The 21,314-nt window shown below is 49.0% G+C and carries 18 protein-coding genes and 3 pseudogenes; 3 read left to right on the top strand and 18 right to left on the bottom strand.

Translation table 11 applies throughout. The features are described from left to right. Positions 1 to 209: 209 nt before the first annotated feature. The 4 genes from rplT to thrS form a co-directional block, all read right to left on the bottom strand. The gene (rplT, locus tag K6K13_RS10830) at positions 210 to 566 is read right to left on the bottom strand and encodes a 50S ribosomal protein L20 (RefSeq protein ID WP_222160780.1); all 357 of its coding nucleotides are present in this window, start codon (positions 564 to 566) and stop codon (positions 210 to 212) included. A gap of 42 nt (positions 567 to 608) precedes the next feature. Next, positions 609 to 806, bottom strand: coding sequence for a 50S ribosomal protein L35 (gene rpmI / locus K6K13_RS10835; RefSeq protein ID WP_222160781.1), 198 nt, complete (start codon positions 804 to 806; stop codon positions 609 to 611). A 97-nt stretch (positions 807 to 903) separates the two neighbouring features. Further along, positions 904 to 1,446 carry a translation initiation factor IF-3 gene (infC, locus tag K6K13_RS10840; RefSeq protein ID WP_222161056.1) on the bottom strand — a complete coding sequence of 181 codons (543 nt, stop codon included), beginning with the start codon at positions 1,444 to 1,446 and terminating at the stop codon, positions 904 to 906. Positions 1,447 to 1,449: 3 nt separating this feature from the next. Continuing rightward, complete coding sequence (gene thrS, locus K6K13_RS10845; protein ID WP_222160782.1) at positions 1,450 to 3,378, bottom strand: threonine--tRNA ligase; 1,929 nt, start codon at positions 3,376 to 3,378, stop codon at positions 1,450 to 1,452. Positions 3,379 to 3,825: 447 nt separating this feature from the next. Here thrS and K6K13_RS10850 point away from each other — a divergent pair, with 447 nt between their 5' ends. After that, positions 3,826 to 4,260, top strand: coding sequence for an FMN-binding protein (locus K6K13_RS10850; protein WP_222160783.1), 435 nt, complete (start codon positions 3,826 to 3,828; stop codon positions 4,258 to 4,260). 72 nt (positions 4,261 to 4,332) lie between these two features. On the opposite strand, the gene K6K13_RS10855 is transcribed toward K6K13_RS10850, so the two are convergent. The 13 genes and pseudogenes from K6K13_RS10855 to K6K13_RS10910 all read right to left on the bottom strand — a co-directional run bounded on the left by K6K13_RS10855 (position 4,333) and on the right by K6K13_RS10910 (position 18,211). Further along, entirely contained in the window at positions 4,333 to 5,715 is a 1,383-nt protein-coding gene (locus tag K6K13_RS10855) for an amino acid permease (protein WP_222160784.1), read from the bottom strand. A gap of 112 nt (positions 5,716 to 5,827) precedes the next feature. Beyond that, positions 5,828 to 6,070, bottom strand: a complete 243-nt coding sequence (locus tag K6K13_RS10860) for a YebO family protein (protein ID WP_222161057.1) — start codon at positions 6,068 to 6,070, stop codon at positions 5,828 to 5,830. A gap of 110 nt (positions 6,071 to 6,180) precedes the next feature. After that, positions 6,181 to 6,909 (bottom strand): GNAT family N-acetyltransferase, encoded by a 729-nt coding sequence (locus K6K13_RS10865; protein WP_222160785.1) that lies wholly within the window; start codon positions 6,907 to 6,909, stop codon positions 6,181 to 6,183. Between the two features lie 80 nt (positions 6,910 to 6,989). Continuing rightward, complete coding sequence (gene kdgR / locus K6K13_RS10870) at positions 6,990 to 7,781, bottom strand: DNA-binding transcriptional regulator KdgR (RefSeq protein ID WP_222160786.1); 792 nt, start codon at positions 7,779 to 7,781, stop codon at positions 6,990 to 6,992. 336 nt (positions 7,782 to 8,117) lie between these two features. Further along, positions 8,118 to 9,284, bottom strand: coding sequence for an oligogalacturonate lyase (gene ogl / locus K6K13_RS10875; protein ID WP_222160787.1), 1,167 nt, complete (start codon positions 9,282 to 9,284; stop codon positions 8,118 to 8,120). Positions 9,285 to 9,585: 301 nt separating this feature from the next. Continuing rightward, positions 9,586 to 10,467, bottom strand: coding sequence for a protease HtpX (htpX, locus tag K6K13_RS10880; RefSeq protein ID WP_222160788.1), 882 nt, complete (start codon positions 10,465 to 10,467; stop codon positions 9,586 to 9,588). Between the two features lie 272 nt (positions 10,468 to 10,739). Then, a complete protein-coding gene (locus K6K13_RS10885) occupies positions 10,740 to 11,966 on the bottom strand; it encodes an L-lactate MFS transporter (RefSeq protein ID WP_222160789.1) in 1,227 nt (408 codons plus the stop codon). Positions 11,967 to 12,142: 176 nt separating this feature from the next. Beyond that, positions 12,143 to 12,892 (bottom strand): LytR/AlgR family response regulator transcription factor, encoded by a 750-nt coding sequence (locus K6K13_RS10890; protein ID WP_222160790.1) that lies wholly within the window; start codon positions 12,890 to 12,892, stop codon positions 12,143 to 12,145. Further along, positions 12,889 to 13,059 (bottom strand): annotated as a pseudogene (locus K6K13_RS23205) (hypothetical protein); the annotation flags it as partial. The pseudogene K6K13_RS23205 and the gene K6K13_RS10890, both read right to left, overlap by 4 nt. Beyond that, positions 13,056 to 14,846: pseudogene (locus K6K13_RS10895) on the bottom strand (putative bifunctional diguanylate cyclase/phosphodiesterase); the annotation flags it as partial. The pseudogenes K6K13_RS10895 and K6K13_RS23205, both read right to left, overlap by 4 nt. A 638-nt stretch (positions 14,847 to 15,484) precedes the next feature. After that, entirely contained in the window at positions 15,485 to 15,742 is a 258-nt protein-coding gene (locus tag K6K13_RS10900) for a hypothetical protein (protein ID WP_222160792.1), read from the bottom strand. A gap of 253 nt (positions 15,743 to 15,995) precedes the next feature. Continuing rightward, on the bottom strand, positions 15,996 to 17,765 hold the full coding sequence (locus K6K13_RS10905) for an inositol phosphate phosphatase SopB (RefSeq protein ID WP_222160793.1): 1,770 nt from the start codon (positions 17,763 to 17,765) through the stop codon (positions 15,996 to 15,998). Between the two features lie 239 nt (positions 17,766 to 18,004). Next, the gene (locus tag K6K13_RS10910) at positions 18,005 to 18,211 is read right to left on the bottom strand and encodes a DNA polymerase III subunit theta (protein WP_222160794.1); all 207 of its coding nucleotides are present in this window, start codon (positions 18,209 to 18,211) and stop codon (positions 18,005 to 18,007) included. 215 nt (positions 18,212 to 18,426) lie between these two features. Here K6K13_RS10910 and K6K13_RS10915 point away from each other — a divergent pair, with 215 nt between their 5' ends. Further along, a complete protein-coding gene (locus K6K13_RS10915; protein WP_222160795.1) occupies positions 18,427 to 18,645 on the top strand; it encodes a KTSC domain-containing protein in 219 nt (72 codons plus the stop codon). Positions 18,646 to 18,767: 122 nt separating this feature from the next. Here the strand turns inward: K6K13_RS10915 and K6K13_RS10920 are convergent, their stop codons facing one another. Next, entirely contained in the window at positions 18,768 to 19,571 is an 804-nt protein-coding gene (locus K6K13_RS10920) for a gluconate 5-dehydrogenase (RefSeq protein ID WP_222160796.1), read from the bottom strand. Between the two features lie 612 nt (positions 19,572 to 20,183). Between K6K13_RS10920 and lpxP the strand changes: the two are divergent. After that, a pseudogene (lpxP, locus tag K6K13_RS10925) lies at positions 20,184 to 21,104 on the top strand (kdo(2)-lipid IV(A) palmitoleoyltransferase); the annotation flags it as partial. Between the last annotated feature and the right edge of the window lie 210 nt (positions 21,105 to 21,314).

Here is a 21,314-nt window from a genome sequence, read left to right on the forward strand (position 1 = left end):
CGTCACCAGTGTCGATGTTTATCGCCAAGAACCTCTCGGCGGACACGTTTACAGTAAAAATGTTACTACCAACAGCGCGATCTTATTGGAAATCGGCGCAGATAAAAAGTCAATCACAACCGTTATGGATATCGTTCAATGTGACATAAAGGACACATTGGCCGCTCCTTAAACGAAAAGAGGGAGCAAAGCTCCCTCTTTCCACTGGCTTACGCCAGGGCTGCTTTCGCTTTTTCAACCAGTGCAGTGAATGCCACTTTGTCGAATACGGCGATATCAGCCAGGATCTTACGGTCGATTTCAACAGAGGCTTTTTTCAGGCCATTGATGAATTTGCTGTAAGACAAGCCATTTTGGCGAGCTGCTGCATTGATACGTGCAATCCACAGCTGGCGGAATTGACGTTTACGTTGACGACGGTCGCGGTAAGCGTACTGACCAGCTTTGATTACTGCCTGGAAGGCAACACGATAAACGCGCGAACGGGCACCGTAGTAACCTTTCGCTTGTTTCAGAATTTTCTTGTGACGTGCACGAGCAACCACACCACGTTTTACGCGAGCCATATGCTCTCTCCTAAAGTCTTATTCTTGATTCAAAAAGGTTACTTATGCGTACGGCAGACATGCGATCACAAGGCCCAGATCTCCTTTGGAGACCATACCTTTCGGACGCAGATGACGTTTACGTTTAGTCGCTTTTTTGGTCAGAATATGACGCAGGTTAGCATGCTTACGCTTAAAACCACCTTTGGCGGTCTTTTTAAAGCGTTTAGCGGCGCCACGTACTGTTTTGATTTTTGGCATGTTAATTTCCACTTCGCATTGTTGATATAACGAATCAGCTAAGGCGAACAAAACCCGCGCGGTGCGAACACCGCACGGGTTCTATTACTTGAATGCCTTACTGTTTCTTCTTCGGTGCGAGCACCATGATCATCTGGCGGCCTTCGATCTTCGTAGGGAAGGATTCGACCACTGCCAGTTCACTCAGATCGTCACGAACGCGGTTAAGCACTTCGATACCAATCTGTTGGTGCGCCATTTCACGTCCGCGAAAACGCAGGGTGATTTTGGCCTTGTCACCGTCTTCCAGAAAGCGAATCAGGTTGCGTAGTTTGACCTGATAGTCGCCATCATCGGTACCAGGACGGAATTTAATTTCCTTAACCTGGATAACTTTTTGTTTCTTCTTCTGTTCCTTGGTGGCCTTACTCTTCTCGTAGAGGAACTTGCCGTAATCCATGATTCGGCAAACCGGCGGCTCGGCGTTAGGACTGATTTCAACTAAATCAACACCTGCTTCCTCGGCTTTCTCTAACGCTTCATTCAGACTGACAATGCCAATCTGCTCGCCATCGACGCCTGTTAGACGTACCTCTTGCGCGCGAATTTCTCTATTGATGCGATTAGGACGCGCCGGTTGAACTCGTTTTCCACCTTTTATACCTTATTCCTCCAACTGATGAAGACTACGGCTGCGAATTTCTTGTTGCAGCTGCTTGATCACTTCGTTAACGTCGATGCTTCCCAAATCTTTGCCGCGACGGGTGCGAACGGCCACTTTGCCCGCTTCCACCTCTTTATCACCGCAAACAAGAATATAGGGAACACGTCGTAAAGTGTGCTCGCGGATTTTAAAGCCTATTTTCTCATTTCTCAAGTCCGCTTTTACACGAATACCTGCATCTTGCAGTTTTCGTGTCAATTCACTGACATATTCGGACTGTCCATCGGTGATATTCATCACCACAGCTTGCACCGGTGCCAACCAGGTTGGGAAGAATCCGGCGAACTCCTCGGTAAGAATACCGATGAAGCGCTCCATGGAACCCAATATGGCGCGGTGAATCATCACCGGCACCTGGCGCTCGTTGCTTTCGCCCACATAAGAGGCGTTTAAACGGCCTGGCAGTGAAAAGTCGAGCTGCACCGTACCACATTGCCAAGCGCGATCCAAACAATCGTGCAAAGTAAATTCAATTTTCGGACCATAGAACGCCCCTTCACCCGGCTGATAATCAAAAGGAATCCCGTTCTCTGTCAGCGCAGCGGCCAAATCGTGCTCAGCGCGATCCCACATCTCATCGCTGCCGATGCGCTTTTCAGGGCGCGTGGAAAGCTTAACGACGATTTTTTCAAAGCCGAAGGTGCTGTACATGTCGTACACCATCTTGATACAGCTATTCACTTCCGCACGAACCTGCTCTTCGGTACAGAAGATATGGGCATCATCCTGAGTAAACCCGCGCACACGCATCAACCCGTGCAGGGAGCCTGACGGTTCGTTGCGGTGGCAACTGCCGAATTCAGCCATACGCAGCGGCAAATCGCGATAAGATTTCAAGCCCTGATTGAAAATTTGCACATGCCCCGGGCAGTTCATCGGCTTAATGCAATATTCACGGTTCTCTGATGAGGTGGTGAACATGGCTTCTTTGTAGTTTTCCCAGTGCCCGGTTTTTTCCCACAGCACACGGTCCATCATAAAGGGCCCTTTCACTTCCTGATACTGGTACTCTTTGAGCTTCATGCGCACAAACGCTTCCAGTTCGCGGAATACCGTCCAGCCATCGTTGTGCCAGAACACCATGCCTGGCGCTTCTTCCTGCATATGATACAGGTCGAGCTGCTTGCCGATTTTGCGGTGATCGCGCTTGGAGGCTTCTTCCAGACGCTGCAAATAAGCGCCCAACTGTTTTTTGTCCGCCCAGGCCGTACCGTAGATACGCTGCAACATTTTGTTTTTGCTGTCGCCACGCCAATAGGCACCCGAGGTTTTCTGCAATTTGAAATGATGGCAGAAACGCATATTGGGTACATGCGGACCACGACACATGTCGATGTATTCTTCATGATGATACAGACCAGGACGATCGTCGTGGCTGATGTTCTCATCCAGAATGGCGACCTTATAGGTCTCGCCACGCGCGGCGAAAACATCACGCGCTTCCTGCCAACTGACCTTTTTCTTGATGACGTCGTAATCTTTGTCGGCCAGTTCGTGCATGCGCTTTTCAAGCAGATCGATATCTTCCTGCGTCAGCGTAAGATCTAAATCAACGTCATAGTAAAAACCATTATCGATGACCGGACCGATCGCCATTTTGGTATCCGGCCACAGTTGCTTGATGGCGTGTCCCAACAGATGCGCACAAGAGTGACGCAGGATCTCCAGCCCCTCTTGATCCTTGGCGGTAATAATCGCCAATTGTGCATCAGAATCGATCAGATCTCTGGCATCGACCAGTTCACCGTTAACGCGGCCCGCGATACAGGCTTTCGCCAAACCCGGACCAATATCCAGTGCAACATCAAAAGGAGAAACGGCACGATCGTATTGACGCTGACTTCCATCAGGAAGCGTAATAACAGGCATTCTAGTTCCCTTATTCGCAGTGGTGACCCACACGAAAGATCACATACGAAAATGAATTCATTTAGTTTTCAAAACATTGTGTAACCATCTAACCAACCGTCGTTAAATTGGTACACCTGGCACAAAATCAAAATCCCACGAAGCGTGGGATTGGTGACAAACTTCATGCTACCACCATTAGCAGGGATGAACCAGCCACTTACAACGTCCGATGGCACACCAAAAAGCCATATGTTTCCCACGCATCGAGACGTGTTTGTCTTACCGGTCACAAATTGCCCTACAATTATCAGGGCCATGACCTCATTTTGTTAAGCAGAACACTTTATTTAACTAAAGTCAGCGGTACTCTTCATCCACTATTGGTGCCTGAAATTGGCCCCAACAGACAGATTCCTTTATACATTTACGCACAAATACACTGATAAGAATACCGAGGATGAAACCATGAAAATGAAGTTCATACCCATTGTTGTGGCAAGCCTTTTCGCTGTGGGTGTTCACGCTGCCGATGGCGCCATCAAAGACGGGACATACCGCGCTGAAACCGTTAATTTCGATGATAAAGGGTGGAAACCGTTTGTAGAAGTGACCTACAAAGATGGGAAGATTGCTGCCGTAAAATTTGACTACAACAGCCAAAAAGATGGTCATCTGAAAACCACGGATGTGGAATATAATAAGAAGATGAAAGCAGCGAGCGGCACCAATCCGACCGAGTATACGGTCAAACTGGCTCAAGGGTTGGTCGAGAAGCAAAACCCTGAAGGCGTCGACGGCGTGACCGGTGCCACGCACTCCAGCGAAGATTTCATCGTGCTGGCGAATGCGGCCGTTGCCAATGCAAAAGCAGGCAAGACCGACGTAGCGAAAGTCGAATAATCCTTCACTGCATTTCATTGCCGGTGTCGATATGATGACACCGGCAATGAGGCGAAATCCCGCGTAATCCAGCTATTCTTTCACACCATGTGCCAGCATTTCTGCCGCTTTACGACGTTGAGACCAGTAAAAACCCAACCAGATAACGCCCACCCAAACCGGGATTAACAACACAGAAATCCGGATGCCTGGCGTCATTAACATAATGACCAGAATGGCTGCCAGGAAAAGTAAGCACAGGTAGTTACCATAAGGATAGAAAATTGCCTTGAAATGGGTCACTACGCCGCGCTGGTCCATCGCATGGCGGAAGCGCAGATGCGCCACGCAAATCATGATCCAGTTAATCACCAGCGTTGAGACTACCAGCGCCATCAGAAGCTCAAAGGCCTTACCTGGCATCACATAGTTAATCAGTACACCAATCGAGGTCGCCAGCGCAGAAAGCGCAATGGACCGCACCGGTACACCGCGACTATTCACGCGCGACAACCAGCGCGGCGCATTCCCCTGCGTCGCGAGGCCGAATAGCATGCGGCTGTTGCAGTATACCCCACTGTTGTATACCGATAACGCAGCGGTCAACACCACCAGATTCAGCACATTGGCGATAGCGTTACTGTCCAGCGCATGGAAAATCATCACAAATGGGCTGCCGCCGCTGACGACGTTCTGCCACGGGTAGAGCGACAGTAAGATACCGAGCGAACCAATATAAAAGATCAGAATGCGGTAGACGACCTGATTCGTCGCTTGCGGGATGGAGCGCTTAGGATCGGCGGCTTCAGCAGCAGTGATCCCGACCAGTTCCAATCCACCGAAAGAGAACATGATAACCGCCATCGCCATCACCAGGCTATTGACGCCGTGCGGGAAAAAGCCACCATGCTGCCACAGATTTCGTACCGTAGCCTGCTCTCCGCCCTGCCCGCTTAGCAGCAACCAGGCCCCAAAGCCAATCATGCCAAGGATCACTAGGAATTTGATGATGGCAAACCAGAATTCGGTTTCACCATACACTTTCACGTTCACCAAGTTGATGGCATTGATCAGTACAAAAAATACTGCTGCCGATACCCATGTGGGCACATCAGGCCACCAATACTGAATGTAGATCCCGACGGCGGTGAGTTCAGCCATACCCACCAGGATAAACATTGCCCAGTAGTTCCAGCCGGCGAGGAAACCGGCGAAGTTGCCCCAATACTTATAGGCAAAATGGCTAAACGACCCTGCAACCGGCTCTTCAACCACCATTTCGCCCAACTGGCGCATGATCAGGAAAGCAATAATGCCCGCGACACCGTATCCCAACAGCACGGAAGGCCCCGCCATCTGAATGGTCTGCGAGATCCCTAAAAACAGCCCCGTGCCTATCGCACCGCCCAAGGCGATTAATTGAATATGGCGATTCTTCAATCCCCGTTTTAACACCAGTTCACTCTCTACTGCCATGTTGTATTCACTTTTCCATTTGCGGTTTTTGATTATTGTACGCACGGCATCACGTTGGTACATGCGCTATGTATAAGCAATGCAGACGAGCGTGGAACCGTTGCAATTTGCCTTAGCGTTCGGGAATTACGTTGAACGCATCAAATTCTGGCGCAGGTGCGGCCGACGGGTGCAACAGGGTTTCAGGCTCAGGCGGTGTATTATCCGCGGTGACAGGCACTAACGATTGAAGCAACGCGGTTTGAATACGTTGCTGTTCCAAAATTTCTTGCAGCAGGCGGATCTTTTCATTAGCACGAACACTGGCGCGATTGACAAAAAACCAGACCAGCGCAGCAAACAGCACCATCAACATGATAAAAACAATCTGTAAAATATTCACAACAACCCCAACTCATACTCTCAACCCAAGCATATCCGGGTCATACTATCACTTCGTAGCCGCCCACGCCTATTACATCCTGCTCATGAACTGCCTTTCAGACGAGACCCTCTGATAGCGGCCAGCGATTCGACCTGTTTTCCTTCAGTATCGAAGTTATCTTGTGCCAGCCAATCGAGAAAATCCCGCTTGCACTGTGGCCACTCATTATCCAACAAGGAGAACCAGGCTGTGTCACGCGCACGTCCTTTATAAACAACAGCCTGACGGAAAATGCCTTCAAAGGTAAACCCCAAACGCAGAGCAGCACGGCGCGACGGTGCATTCAGGCTATCGCACTTCCACTCATAGCGACGATAGTGCAGTTGTTCGAAAACATAGCCCATCAGCAAAAAATGCGCTTCTGTCGCAAGTGGCGTACGTTTTAAGGCAGGGGAAAAAGCAACAGAACCGACTTCGATAACGCCGTTGTTCACATCAACGCGCATCAATGAAAACGTGCCTACCGCATTATCCGTGCGTGTGTCGATAACCACATAGCACTGGCTATCTTGCTGCTGTTCTGTCGCGGTCAGATAAGCACGATATGCCTCCTTGTCGCGAAACGGGCCGACAAACATATAGGTCCAATCGCGACCATCCGGTGCGGCGGCGTATGCCGCATAAAGCGCATCGACGTGCCGTGCCACGCACAATGGTTCAACCCGACAATAATGTCCGGTGAGCGTGATACGCGCTGGAAACGACCGCGCCGACCATAAAGGAAGCGCTTCGCCGACAGGTTGTCCATAGAGGTTCACATGCTCAGTCATTATTCCCATCCCCAGATGTTAAAAAACCCACCGACAGGCAGGCTTTTTGAGAAGCAATCGTTTGTTCAGCGAAAGACGATTCAGAACGGATAGTCGTGATAGCCCATCTGCTCGGAGATGTTTTTTGCTGCGTGATGCAACATGGCAACATATTCGTGCATGCTCTCTTCTGCAAAGCGAATGGTAGGGAATGAAATACTCAATCCGGCAATCACCACGCCGAAACGGTCAAAGACAGGCACAGCGATACAGCGCAAGCCTTCTTCCTGCTCTTCCTTATCTTCCCCATACCCTTGCACACGTACGGTATCCAGCAGAGGTAACAACTCCTCCGCGCTACCCACCGTATGCGGCGTACTGCGGGTAAATTCCACTTTACTCAGGATTTCAACCACTTCGTCACGATCGCGCCATGCCAGCAACACTTTACCAATGGCAGTACTGTGCAGCGGGTTGCGACGACCAATGCGAGAATACATGCGCAGGTTGTACATGGAATCGATCTTGTGAATATAAACGATACCATCTTCATCCAACGCACCGAGGTGGATGGTTTCTTTCGTCAGCGCAGACAATTCGCGCATCTGAATATCAGCACTACGAATCAAATCTACGTTTTGCAACGCCTTGGCGCCCAGTTCGAACAATTTAAGCGTTAACGAATACTTCTCGGATTCGCCTTCCTGCGCGACATATCCCAAGGACTTCATCGTCTGCAAAAAACGGTAGACTGTACTTTTAGACATCATGACGCGCTGGGAGAGTTCCGTAATACCGATCTCTCTTTCCTCACCTAATGCCTGCAAAATACCAAAAACTTTCAAAACGGACGACACGGAATCGGGCTGTTTATCTAAATCTGCAATAGCCATTTTTTTGGGTACCCTACTCAGTTTTTTTTGTTTTAAAAAAAATAGAACGATGGTTTTAGTATAAAGGGAACACACTGATTATGGCAATGGAACAATAACGATAATCAAGGGACTTGCTTATTATTAAAGTTATTATACCCGTTACACTTCACACTACGGTGGCGTTAGCGACGCTCGCTTGCCCGAATCACTTATCTTTATAAGTTTATCGGACGCCACTCGCTTGCTAACGATCTTACTGCAACGTGAAATATTCAGGGCTTATTCTATTCGTCACCGAGAACACAGCGACGAATAGAAAAAACCCCATTCCGTTGCCGGGATGGGGTTCTGGGTTTACTTCCAAACTGAATCAGGTACGGCGGCAAGATAAAGGGCTGGTTTGCCATCCACATCCGAGGTAAACAGGATGCGTTTATTGTCCGGCGTAAAGGACGGATGCGGGTGCGTTACCTGACGATCGCCTTCCAACACTTTCCATGAGGTGTTGTGCTGCGCAACACGGTGCTCTTTGCCGGTTTGCAGGTTAAACACATACAGGAACGGATCGTTTTCGATTTTGTAACCGCCGTCATCTTGTACATCAACCGGCGCATCAGAGCCGTCACCAACCAGGAGCGTGCCGTCATAGTTACTCATCAGGTGAGAGCATGGCGGCATAACGCGCAGTTGCGTATCTTCCAGCGTAACCGGGTTGATGCTGCGGATATAACGGTTGGTGTCATCTTTCAGATAAGACACATAGATCATGGCAGAGCCATCCGGCACCCAGAATTCGTGCGTGCAGCTTTCACCTTCCGCATGCTCTTTGACTTTACGCATGTTGCTGCCGTCTTCATTGATGAACCACATACGGGCATCAACCAGGTCATGTGGACCTTCATGGCAGAACGCGACGGTGTTGTCGTCGCCAGGACGATAGATCGGGTGACCCAACCAGCGTTTTTCTTGCAGAATGGTCTGCGCTTCGCCGGTTTTCAGATCGATACGGATCAGGCGACAGCACGGATTGGTGAAATAGAACTCTTGAAATTTCTTCCAGTCGGTCAGTGGCTGCCAGTCTTCTTTCTTGATCTCGATCCCCACCATCTTGGTGCAATCGGAGTTGGCAACCCAGGTGCCGTAACCTACCCACTCATCCGGTACTTGATAAATCGTGGTTTCTTCCAACGTGTTCAGATCGACACGCATCAGGTTGCGGGTGTTCTTCACATAGTACAGCGCATCATCTTCAGGAGACATGAAACCACAAAAGGTGTTGTCGCCTTTACCTTCCGTCAGTTGTGTCGCTTCCTGGGTGTTCAGATCCAGCAGGTAGTAGTTCCAGGGGCCATCAAATGCGCCGCCGAACAACAGTTTGCTTCCGTCATTGGAGAAGCACTTCTGGTAGAAATAGTTTCGATGGCAAATAACATCGGGAGGCGTTAAACGCACCACTTCGGTGCCAGTTGCTGCGTCTTGATAGGTATGAAACGAGAGGGGAATCTTTTTGCCTTTGGCCATCGTAAATCCTTAGAACATATCGAAAAGAATACGGCTATCACCAGCAGAGGACACAAGTCTTGCGACTCACAGCCACCCTGATGCGATAGATCTGTAATACCAGCATTATAGAAACAATGTTTCATTTTTCAGTGATCACGGTTTTATTTTATGAAACATTCTCCTGATTTTCATCCCCTGTTTTCCCGGCAAAAAAGGAATTCATGCTATCAAGACAGAGATATAGAGGATAACACGTTATAGCAGACAGGGAGCCCGCAATGGGCTCCCTGTTGTGGAATGGTTTGTTTTTGCGGAAGTTTTATTTCAGATAAGCACCGCTACGCAGCGCCTCGATGCGCTTATCCAACGGCGGGTGTGACATAAATAACTCGCTGAAAGATTTTGATTTGCCGTTGATACAAAACGCCATCATGCTACCTTCTTCCTGCGGTTCGTAGCTGGTTTTCAGACGCTGCAACGCGGCGATCATCTTCTCGCGGCCCACTAACTTCGCCGACCCGGCATCCGCATGGAACTCACGGTAGCGCGAGAACCACATGGTAATGATGCTAGCAAGAATACCAAACACCAGCTCCAGTACCGTTGCCACGGCAAAATAGACCAGCGGGTTACCGTTGCTGCTTTCACCTTCGTCGCGGTTGCCTGAAAGGAAACCGGATGCCACCTGTGCAATCAGGCGCGAGATGAAGATAACAAAGGTGTTCACTATGCCTTGAATCAGCGTCATGGTCACCATATCACCGTTCGCCACGTGACTGATTTCGTGGGCAATAACCGCCTCAGCTTCATCACGGCTCATGTTTTGCAGCAAACCGGTGCTGACGGCCACCAGCGACGCATCACGGCGTGCACCCGTCGCGAAGGCGTTGATATCAGGTGCGTGATAAATAGCAACCTGTGGCATCGCAATGCCAGCCTGCTGCGATTGTACCAGCACGGTGTCAAGCAACCAACGCTCCGTTTCATTACGCGGTTGTTCGATCACTTCACCGCCCACCGAGCGTAGAGCCATCCATTTGGACATCAGCAGCGAAACGAACGCACCACCAAAGCCAAACAGGCCAGCCATGATCATAAGCCCCTGGACACTGCTGGACCGAATTCCCGTCAGGCTGAGAACCAGCCCGAAGACCAACATCACCGCCAGGTTGGTGATCAGGAAAAGCGCAATACGCATCATAACAGTCTGATTTCCTCTTTAAAGGGATTAACATCGTTCACAACACGATGGTATGGGTTATCACGCCGTTTTCAAGCATTCTTAATCTTCCTATCGCTAAAACGACATAACTTTACATTTTGTAATAACCTGCCCCGTCGCGACACGCCGTACAACCGTTCAGCCTGTCATCACGCCGGAATCATACCCGTGAAACCGCGCCATAAAAAAGCCCCCGGGTAAAAACCCAGGGGCTCTGCATAATAAGGGATTTATGTCGTTAGTACAGCGTATTATCCGCGGGCATGCGCCACTGTCGCAGGCATATCAGGTTGCGAGCGGGTATGCTTCGGCGGTTTTATCCAGAGCGCAATCAGTAGTGACAGAGCTGACAGTATCGCGATCGCGATAAAGGTAGCATGAAAACCGCCCAGCCGTGCCGCAATGAAAGAACCGGACAGCGCACCGATACCAAATCCCTGATAAATCACGCCATAGTTTTTACTGTGATGTTTCAGACCGAAGAAGTCGCCGACAATGGCCGGGAACACGGTGATATTGCCGCCAAAACAGAAGGCAATGGCGCTGACACAGATGAAAAACAGCACGGGTGACAATGGCAAGAAGGCCATAACCGTCACTGCCAGTGCAGTCACCAGAAGCGTCCCGCTAACAACGCGCAGGCGACCGACTTTATCCGACATGGCTCCCAGCACAATACGCCCTACCGTGTTGAAAATAGCGATGGCTGACACGGCATTTGCCGCCATTTGTCTGTCCATTCCCGCCATTTCCACGCCGATATCTTTTACCACGCCAATCAGGTACAAGCCACTCATGCACGCCGTAAAGAAAATCACGAACAGCAGATAGGCCTCTTTGGTCCCCAGCATTTCGCCGAGGGTAAAATCCCGCGTACCGTACGTAATTGCGGTTTTTCCATTGGCGGCATGCGTTGGCGGCTCTTTCAGCAAGGTACTACCCAGTCCGATCATAACCATCGCCATCAGCCCCCAATAGAAAAAGGCATGGGATGCGCCCACTTCTGAGATCAAAAAGCTGTTGATGTATTTAAATACCAGGCTTCCGGTACCGAATGCCCCCACGGAAATACCGGCAATCAACCCTTTGCGTTCAGGGAACCATTTGATCAGGTTGGACAGCGTAGTGATATACGCCGTGCCATCGGCAAAACCAACCACAACGCCCATCAGCAAGTACATCCCCATTAAGGAGGTCACTCCTGAACTGGCCATTAATCCCAGGCCCAGCACGATACCAGCGCATAGCGTTAAACGCCGAATGCCAATGCGCTCCTGCAATTTGCCCGCAAACAGTGTCGCAAACGCCAGGCTGAAACTGGTGATGGAGAATGTCGTTGCCACAGCGCTGAGCGACCATCCGAAAATATCGACCAGCGGTTGGTTAAACAGGCTCCAGGTATAAATAGTCCCCAGCCCCATTTGCGCGATGATCGTACCGAGTACGATCTGGCCGCGACGTGTTGGTTTGGCATTCATAGGCCGACCTCTTAGTAAAACGGTTCCCTGAAGGAACATCAAAGAAGGTAAGCAAAATGGACAATGGCACCTGCACCTTAGACCACCCGCTTACGTGTTGCGGCCAGTCTACAAGCGGCGTGACGTGAAAAGATCGAATCAGGAATGAGATGCCGTCAGAGCGGAATGAAATGCCGTTACAGGCGCATCAATGCACGGAAGGTTTTTACCTTACTGCGACTCACGGGCACCTCAAATTCCAACTCGTGCAACCGCAGGATGTAGGTATTGTTGAACCAGGGAACGATTTCGCGAATTTTCGTCAGGTTGACGCAGTAAGAACGGTGGCAGCGAAAGAACACCTCTTCCGGTAACCGGCTGCAAAACTCTGTAATGTTCATTGGCATGATGAAGGTTTCACGCCGGGTATAGACCAACGTCACTTTTTCCTGTGCCGCTGCGTAATAGATTTGATTGATATCGGTGACAATAATACGCTCATCTTTCATCAAGTTGATGGTATGTTGCCCAATGCGAGGCGCATTAGCGGCGCTGATGTTTTCCGGCGTCGGAACGGATTGCCGTAGCTGCCAGGCATTTTCCAGCTTTTGCAACATGGTGACGATACGCGCCTCATGATACGGTTTGAGAATATAGTCAAACGCATCCACTTCAAAGGCTTCAACCGCATGTTCCTTATACGCGGTGATAAAGATGATGTACGGCTTTTGTGCAAACTTGCTGATATTTTGCGCGAGAAAGACCCCATTGAGGGATGGAATGTTGATATCAAGAAAAATGGCATCAACATCGTTTTGTTGCAGGTATTTCAGCACATCCATGCCATCGTCAAACGTCGCCACGATCTCAATGTCGCTGTGCTGGCGAATCATATAATTGAGTTCTTCCTGTGCCAGGAACTCATCTTCAACAATAATGGCTTTCACCGCTTATCTCCTGCGACCAGCGTGGCCATCACATTATTTTCCGGCACCATACGCGCAGAGTCGGCCACGCGAGGAATATAAAAAACAATTTCCGTGCCCGGCTCCAATCTGCGGATGTGCAGGCCATCGCCATAAAGCAATCGCACACGGTGATGCACGTTAGCAAGATGATGTTTTCTGTAATTTCCAACTCCAGCGAACCCGCATCAAGCCCGGTGCGCGCCAGCACCTGCTCTATCTTTTGCGCCAGGGTGCCAGAACGAAACTGGGCGCTGAACAAGTTAATACTGATACGGAAATTTTTGGCCCCTGCACCACACCACTCTGCCGCTTGACGACAGGCAGTTTCAACCACCCAATCGCCGATACGTTCAGCCCATGGGCCACGTTCCAGTGCCGCCAAAAATGCACCGGGTCCCAGCAACCCTTTTTGTGGATGCCGCCAGCGTAATAATGCCTCGGCACCGATAATCTCATTGGTGATCAGGTTGACTTGAGGTTGATAAAAAACCTCAAACTCACTCTGTTCGTAGGCGCGAATAAACTCCAATTGAAATGCATGCTTGGCTTGAAAGGTCTCACGCATTTCGCGCGTGAAGAAACGGTGGCAATTGCGCCCCTCCGCTTTTGCCTGATAGAGTGCCAAATCGGCGCTGGTCAGCAAATCCTGTGCCGTAATGCCATGCATAGGATAAAGCACTATGCCCACGCTGGCGCTGATGTTGATCTGGTGTTCTTCCACGATCATCGCCTGCGAAATTTCCTGGATAATGCGCTCCGCCGTCTCGGCGGCGAGTTTGAAATCACTTACGCCGGGCAGCAACACCGCAAATTCGTCGCCCCCCATCCGCGCCACCAGATCCCCTGCGCGGACGCTAGATTGTATCTTTTTCGCGACGCTGACCAGTATTTCATCACCCCGAGCGTGCCCAAGGCTGTCGTTCACATCTTTGAATCCGTCCAGATCGACCATCATGACACAAATGGCCGGTTCATCTTTCAGTGCCTGTTCAAGACTGGAGGTCAATAGCGTTCGGTTTGCCAACCCTGTCAGCGGGTCCATGTGCGCCAACAAAAACAAGCGCTCTTCGTTGCGTCGCCGCTCGGTGATATCACGCAGAATAGCACCGTAGCTCACGGTAAAGTCATCTGCCCACATGGAAACAGAGAGCTCTACCGGAATCAGAGCACCACTGCGGCTTTGAACGTTCAGTTCGACGGTGACACCTTTGATGAGGGCTTCCTTATCACTCACCACGGCGTTGAATTTTTCGATAAAAGCCTTGGGAACAATCGTATCGATGTTATTGCCAGTAATTTGCGCCCGGGAATATTCGAGCATTTTCTCCGCTGACGCATTCCAAAATGTGATAATTCCCTTATAATTCAAACAGATAATTGAGTCTGGTGAGGTGTTGGCAATATTCTCAAAGCGAACCTGACTGGCGTTTCGCGCCAATTCAAGTCGCCGCATTTCCAGTCTGTCCATTACCAGTGCGGCTAAATCCTGCATGTTATGTTCGTCTCGGGCGCTCAGCGTACGCCGGGGTTTAAGGTCAATGATGCACAATGTCCCAATAGCATAACCTGATAGCGTGCGTAACGGTATCCCCGCATAGAAACGGATATGAGGTGTTCCGATGACCATGGGATTGTCTTTAAAGCGCGCATCGAGCCTGGCATCAGGAATAACCATGATCTTGCGCCGCAAAATGGCATGCGCGCAGAAAGAGGCTTCACGGGACGTTTCGCAAACCGAGATACCTAAGCCAGCAGCCAATAGCTGACGCTGTTCTTCAATCAGGGACACCAGTACGATGGGGACATTAAATACATTTGCCGCCAAATTGAGCAAATTATTCAAACCAGGATCGCACAGCTCCTGGTCGATGCCATATTCGCTCAAGGCAGCCAAGCGTTTTGCCTCATCTTTTAGTCTTGGTGCCTGGCTCATACAATGTCCTCTACGCTACTGATGTTCATAACGTTAAGATAATGACGCCGTGCCTGAGTAACAGAGACAGATGAATGGCGCACGTTCAATGCGCACGGGTACGGGTAATTCTGTACCGCCCAGTATTCAAGCCACACTCTACTCACTGGTTATCTAACCCATCACTACACTTTTGTTGTCAAAACCTTGTCTTCAAGCGTAGCAGAAATGCGTAAAAATCTGTTCGAGTGTGAAGAGTATGGCTGCGTTTTGTTTGCTTCGTTGCAGGAGGCTTTAAAATTAAGAAACATCGCATGCCCTTGGCAACAGTGATAACCATGAGGCGTGATTAGCATCACAGCACTACCAGTGGCTCAAGGTATTGTCTTACCTTGGTATAGGGGACAAGGCTATTGTCAGCATCGAGAAGATGCGTTTGCGACTCTATGCGGATGTGAAGGTAGGCAGAATGAGATAGCTGCGTTGGGGTAAAACCAGCACCGTAATGTAACAATCAACACCAAACAGAAACGCTGACATTAAAAATGCGCTTAGCCTATTCTTAGGCGCTACGTCACTATCAGCGTTAGCCGATATATTGCGCCATAGAAAGAAGATATTCGCTATTTTATTTATCTCATCCCTGAGTAACGTCGTTATTATGCGGGAAAATAACTAATAGAATGCTCTGGCGTATCATTTTTTGCATTAATGGTTAAGTTCCACTCACCAGTATAAGGCACGGTGAAATAAACCTCATCTTCAGCACTAATGCTAATACTGTTGCTTTGCACCACCTCCGGTATGGCATGTAATTCCGGTGTAGAATCACTCATATGAATATCAAACGTATTAGAACACCGTACAATTACCGTATCACCACCAAACAGGTTAAGGCATGTGCGAATAACCGACATATTTCCTCCGCAGCATAACGTAACGTTATACCTTGCTCGAATCAGTTTATATTAATGGAGCCATTTCCCAGACGACGGGATTTTCATAACACCAAAAAGCGGGTTCGTCGATTGTGATTTAGATCAAGATTTATTCACGTTTTTACAGTCTGCCGAACCCATTAATATTTCACACAAAACACCTTATAAATGGCAATATTATTACTTCTTATTTGCCGCATTTTAACCATATTAACGCAACATTTCAGCATTGCTAAACGAACTCAGATAATCCTCGCGTATTATTAAAGGCATGCTCGTCGCCGATTCTTTGACTTGTGGACAATGACAGAAATTTTGGCAACGATTTAGCCACCTTATTCCCAGGCGCGCCGGTGTTATACTGTTGCACTTCCTTATTACCACCGTGCAGCAAAATGGTCTGTAAAAGTTGTTGTTCCGCGCCGTTTAGCGCACTTCCCGGTATGCTGACATTTAGGGCTTGCTTCATCACACCCGTATCATGCTGATGCATTCTCACTGTTTCACGTTTAATTTCCGCATCCAGCATACCGGTTCTGTCTTTACCGCTCTTGCAGTTCCAGCAGGGCATTACTCCAATTTCATTGGCGAGCAGGGCAACGCGCAAAGCCGCTTTATAGGGTTCACCGCCATCGCTATGGTGCGTTTTGTCGGCCCAAATGGCTTTTAACTGCTGGCTTAGCGTTCTGACTTTTTGTGCGTTCTCTGCCGTCGGATGTTGAGACAAATAGTCACCCACCCATCCTTTTGGTGGCGCAGCTACGCTTAAATCATCGCCGAGCAGCGTTTTTAACCCCGCTTGGTTGTAACCATCAGCCTGTTTCCACCCCATATGTCCGATGAGTGCAAACTCGTTAACACCGAAGTTGAATGCCGCAACGTTGAGATCAACCGAGGCGTGATAAATATGGCCCTGTGCATCCCTTAACGGAACCTGCAACGGTTGCTGCTGGCTCAGTTGCGCCCATGCCTGCATCTGGTCATCCATCATTTCTTTTTCAGCCCCGACCCCGCCAGTAACCAATGATGTTGATGCCAGATTCAGCGCCACCGTTTTTCCTTGCTCAGCATCGCGCAACAATTCAGGGCGAGCGAACAGCGCGGCAGTAACCACTTCCATAGCGCGCGTTTGAGCACCGAAGAAGCGCGCATCTGAATTTTTCGCCAAACCGTAAGGAGACAAGATGCCGTGACGGATCCCAGTAAACAGTTTTTGTGGCGTTCCCTTTTCACCGAGGGCACTGAATTCTGATAGCCATAAATTCGTAGAATGGGCGGTTTCTTGCGAGGAAGAAGAAGCGATCCCCCCATCATTGTAGCGTGTATGAAAAATACAATTCTCCCCCTGCTTCATCTGCCCCGCAGGCGTGAGTGTACACTGATAGTCCACATTGTTATGTTGAAAACGCGTATCGATAGTTTCCCATTTCTGGGTATTTAGCACCTCGCGCAAACCCGCCGCAAAAGCTTGTTTGGCTTGTGCTTTTGCTTCTTTTTTCGGAAATCCTAGATTGATAAACTCTCTCGTCAACCCGTCTATCAATAGTGGCTTTATGGTTTTCGCTCTCTGTAAATCCTGCTTGGTGAGGGCTCTGTTTTCCACGTGCAGTTTCTGCTGAGCTTGATCCAGCAATGACGAAGGATCACGCCCCAATGCCAACATTGCGCTAGTGGCAGCGCTGATAAAATGCCGTTCTAAAGCATCCAGCGTTTCTGTTGTACGGGAGGATGTCACGACGTCACGGTGACGTTCAACATTCGAACACGTTGCTGGCAGCATACATTTAATAAACCGTACCAGTGCGCCTATAAACGTTTTTTTCTTACCCGCTGCGATGGGAAATGTCGGCTTATCATTGATTTGCCCTGCTGATTTTAGGTGATTCGCCCATAGCTTTCTGTTATCGGAGATTACCGGCCTCTCCGTTTTTGCAGTACTATTCAGATGATTATTAGCATGATATTCTGGCTGTTTGCTGCAAAAAAAAATTTTAACACTCATAAAATAACTCCTCCGCTCAGTGAGCGATAACGTTACTGACCCTCATTGCGATTAACTACTATTAAACGCCCAATTCAACGGTGATAGCGATCACATACCGATGGGGATGATAATGCCTATATTGCGAGGGGGATACTTGCTGACAAACCACGAACTGCTTCATCCATGAATGGTGATTCCTTGGTAAAGAGAGCGATGTAAGGCATCAAGGAAAGCAGAGTGCCGCTGCAATCCTCACATCACTCAACCAGCGTTTGCGCTTTATAGATACTGCGGTAATGCTTCAACCGAGCTTCAAAATAGGCTCTTTTTTCCGGTGGGATTTTCTGAGCGATTGTATCTGCGCATATTTCGCGCTTCTGGCTTTCCATAAAGGCGACTGTCGATGCAGCAAAATCTGCATACTTGTCACTGTATTCGAGAATCATCTTTTCAAAATTAATCATAACAACAGATCCTCCCTTGTGGTCAGCACCATGCTGTATTAAAAATATACAACACCCTGTGCAAAACACGTTGTAAGCAAGACAGAAAAACATTGCAGCAGATCACAAAGTGAGCAGTCAATTTTCCTATCACGTGATATGCAGGTAACGCTGGATGCCACGTTCCTAAATGCCGTATAGTTTGTCTTTGCTGACAGGTATAGAGGACATACGTGGTGTTGCGGCATTCAGTCACATCCTCCAGGATTCGCGCGATCGGTTACGATCCCGATAAACGCATATTAGAAATCGCCTTTCATAACGGTGAGATTTATCAATACCAAGATGTTCCGGAAAGAATTTATAAAAAATACATTTCCGAAGCAGTGGTTTCGAAAGGCCGTTTTTTCGATGGGGTGATAAAAGGAAAATTTTTATGCCGCCGACTGGCCTAATCGGGCCATAGGCGTTTTTTAAGTGACAGGCAGGCTGGGTAACAAAATGGCAAACGGGAGCTTAGCTCCCGTTTGTTGGTTAACGCTGTTGCTCACCAAGCAAAAGCCTGGTGAACGAACAATTACGGCTGCTTACCGATGTAAGCCAGGATGCCGCCGTCAACGTACAGAATGTGGCCATTCACGAAATCAGACGCGTTGGACGCCAGGAATACAGCAGGCCCCTTCAGATCGTCGGTCGTGCCCCAGCGAGCAGCTGGCGTTTTTGCGATGATGAACTGGTCAAACGGATGACGAGAGCCATCAGCCTGAATTTCACGCAGCGGTGCAGTTTGCGGGGTAGCGATGTAGCCAGGGCCAATGCCGTTACATTGAATGTTGGCTTCACCAAATTCAGAACAGATATTTTTGGTCAGCATTTTCAGGCCGCCTTTTGCCGCAGCATATCCAGCGACAGTTTCGCGACCCAATTCGCTCATCATAGAACAGATGTTGATGATTTTGCCGTGACCTTTTTTGATCATCGACGGTAAAACAGCCTTGGAAACAATGAAAGGCGCGTTCAAGTCAACATCAATCACTTTACGGAAATCAGACACTTCCATTTCAAGCATCGGAGTGCGTTGAATGATACCGGCATTGTTGACCAGAATATCAATCACACAGACTTCTTCTTCGATTTTCTTAACCGTTGCGTTTACCGCCGCTTCATCAGTTACGTCAAAGACATAACCGTGCGCTTTCAGACCAGCGTCTTTGTAAGCAGCCAGGCCTTTTTCGATCGCATCTTGTTTGATATCGTTAAAAACGATTGTCGCCCCAGCTTCGCCCAATGCACTGGCAATGGCAAAACCAATACCGTAAGAGGCCCCTGTGACCAGAGCCACTTTACCTTCAAGAGAAAACTGCTGCTGATAATTACTCATTTAACCATTCCCATATCGATTTAGCGAAGAGATTAAGAGCGATATGATTCACATCATCGCATCTCTGTAATCGCCCCTTCATACTTCCGTCATCTGATACCGATCAACCAGAAGCGCGGCGCTTACTGTGAGGCTACTGCGTTAGAACAACGTAATCATATCCAGTCCTAGAGTCATAAAATACCACACGCCCCAAAAAAAAGAAACATTGTTTCATTTTAGAAGCAACGATATTTTGTGAAAAAGCTATGGAGATCAAATTTTATAGCGCGTTGTGCCACACGACTGCCCACCATCGCCCGATTACGCTACCTGACCTTGTAGGGCACAACATCAATAAAATCAGAACGCCATCGAAGAGATTCGTAAAGAACATGCAAATTGGCAAATTGATGAATGAAATCGCTGGATAAGCAGAATACTTTACCTCTATCATAGAGCGAGTATGAATGAGGAGTGCGCCGTTTCCTGAATCCTTCAGGTCAGGCAGCTTGCTGGAGTGAGGACATCCCCCCAGGTATCAGGGTTTTCGTCCCAGTGTGCCGCTTACAGAAAGTCTGTTTCTTTATGCGATACATCCCCCTTTTTTTATGTAGTGCGTATAGGAAAATCATGAGTTCGAGCGTTCGTTTTTGTCCTGCCTTTTTTCACTCCCGCTACTGGCTAACCTGGTTTGGTGTTACGGTACTTTTCCTTTTGGTCCAACTGCCCTACCCGGTTCTGATTCGTCTGGGTGCCCTCTTTGGTCGGTTGTCTCGGCCATTTCTTAAACGAAGAGAAACCATCGCGCGCAGGAATCTTAAACTTTGCTTCCCTACGTTAAACGACCAAGAGCAAGAAAGGCTTATTGCCGGAAATTTCGCGTCGCTGGGGATGGCACTGGTTGAAACCGGGATTGCCTGGTTTTGGCCCAACGAGCGCATTCGTAAATTATTTGACGTCCAGGGTTTGCAAAACCTCCAACGTGCTCAAGAGAACAAACGCGGTGTAATGGTGGTTGGTGTGCATTTTATGTCGTTGGAGTTGGGTGGTCGTGCCATGGGCCAGTGCCAGCCGATGATGGCGATGTATCGCCCACACAATAATCGCCTGTTAGAGTGGGTGCAGACTAAAGGCAGAATGCGCTCCAACAAAGCGATGATCGATCGCCGAAATCTAAAGGCCATGGTCGCCGCTTTGCGCCAGGGAGAAGCCGTCTGGTTTGCTCCCGATCAGGATTACGGCCCGAAAGGCAGCACCTTTGCGCCCTTCTTCGCCGTCAGCGATGTGGCAACAACCAACGGAACTTACGTCCTTTCCCGTCTGTCCGGTGCGCCTATGTTGACCATCACGCTGATCAGAAAACCAGATCTTACGGGCTATACGCTAATTATCGAGCCAGAATTGGTCGATTACCCGAAAGACGATGAGTCTGCGGCAGCAACCTACATCAACAAGGTCATCGAGCGCGAAATATTGCGTGCACCTGAGCAGTATCTTTGGGTTCATCGGCGTTTTAAAACACGGCCTCAAGGCGAAAAGTCACTGTATATAAATGACTCTGCCAAGGAAATAAGGAGAAGTACAATGAGTAAAATCACAATGATCATGATTGTTGTGGCTATCGTTGTGGGCAAGTCCTTATCGTTGCTCCACAACAGCGTTCCCTGCTTTTAAACCCAAATCAGCCCAGCGATGACCGCTGGGCTGATTTGGATAGCACGGATGTTGGTAGCGCTGATTAACGCTGTATTTTTATGTCTT

Origin of the sequence: Symbiopectobacterium purcellii (assembly GCF_019797845.1) — a bacterium.
GTDB lineage: Bacteria > Pseudomonadota > Gammaproteobacteria > Enterobacterales > Enterobacteriaceae > Symbiopectobacterium > Symbiopectobacterium purcellii.

Excerpts from the sequence above, each read along its gene's own strand:
- rplT (WP_222160780.1), bottom strand. The coding sequence starts at position 566 with ATGGCTCGCGTAAAACGTGGTGTGGTTGCTCGTGCACGTCACAAGAAA.
- rpmI (WP_222160781.1), bottom strand. The coding sequence starts at position 806 with ATGCCAAAAATCAAAACAGTACGTGGCGCCGCTAAACGCTTTAAAAAG.
- thrS (WP_222160782.1), bottom strand. The coding sequence starts at position 3,378 with ATGCCTGTTATTACGCTTCCTGATGGAAGTCAGCGTCAATACGATCGT.
- K6K13_RS10850 (WP_222160783.1), top strand. The coding sequence starts at position 3,826 with ATGAAAATGAAGTTCATACCCATTGTTGTGGCAAGCCTTTTCGCTGTG.
- K6K13_RS10855 (WP_222160784.1), bottom strand. The coding sequence starts at position 5,715 with ATGGCAGTAGAGAGTGAACTGGTGTTAAAACGGGGATTGAAGAATCGC.
- K6K13_RS10860 (WP_222161057.1), bottom strand. The coding sequence starts at position 6,070 with ATGTTGATGGTGCTGTTTGCTGCGCTGGTCTGGTTTTTTGTCAATCGC.
- K6K13_RS10865 (WP_222160785.1), bottom strand. The coding sequence starts at position 6,909 with ATGACTGAGCATGTGAACCTCTATGGACAACCTGTCGGCGAAGCGCTT.
- kdgR (WP_222160786.1), bottom strand. The coding sequence starts at position 7,781 with ATGGCTATTGCAGATTTAGATAAACAGCCCGATTCCGTGTCGTCCGTT.
- ogl (WP_222160787.1), bottom strand. The coding sequence starts at position 9,284 with ATGGCCAAAGGCAAAAAGATTCCCCTCTCGTTTCATACCTATCAAGAC.
- htpX (WP_222160788.1), bottom strand. The coding sequence starts at position 10,467 with ATGATGCGTATTGCGCTTTTCCTGATCACCAACCTGGCGGTGATGTTG.
- K6K13_RS10885 (WP_222160789.1), bottom strand. The coding sequence starts at position 11,966 with ATGAATGCCAAACCAACACGTCGCGGCCAGATCGTACTCGGTACGATC.
- K6K13_RS10900 (WP_222160792.1), bottom strand. The coding sequence starts at position 15,742 with ATGTCGGTTATTCGCACATGCCTTAACCTGTTTGGTGGTGATACGGTA.
- K6K13_RS10905 (WP_222160793.1), bottom strand. The coding sequence starts at position 17,765 with ATGAGTGTTAAAATTTTTTTTTGCAGCAAACAGCCAGAATATCATGCT.
- K6K13_RS10910 (WP_222160794.1), bottom strand. The coding sequence starts at position 18,211 with ATGATTAATTTTGAAAAGATGATTCTCGAATACAGTGACAAGTATGCA.
- K6K13_RS10920 (WP_222160796.1), bottom strand. The coding sequence starts at position 19,571 with ATGAGTAATTATCAGCAGCAGTTTTCTCTTGAAGGTAAAGTGGCTCTG.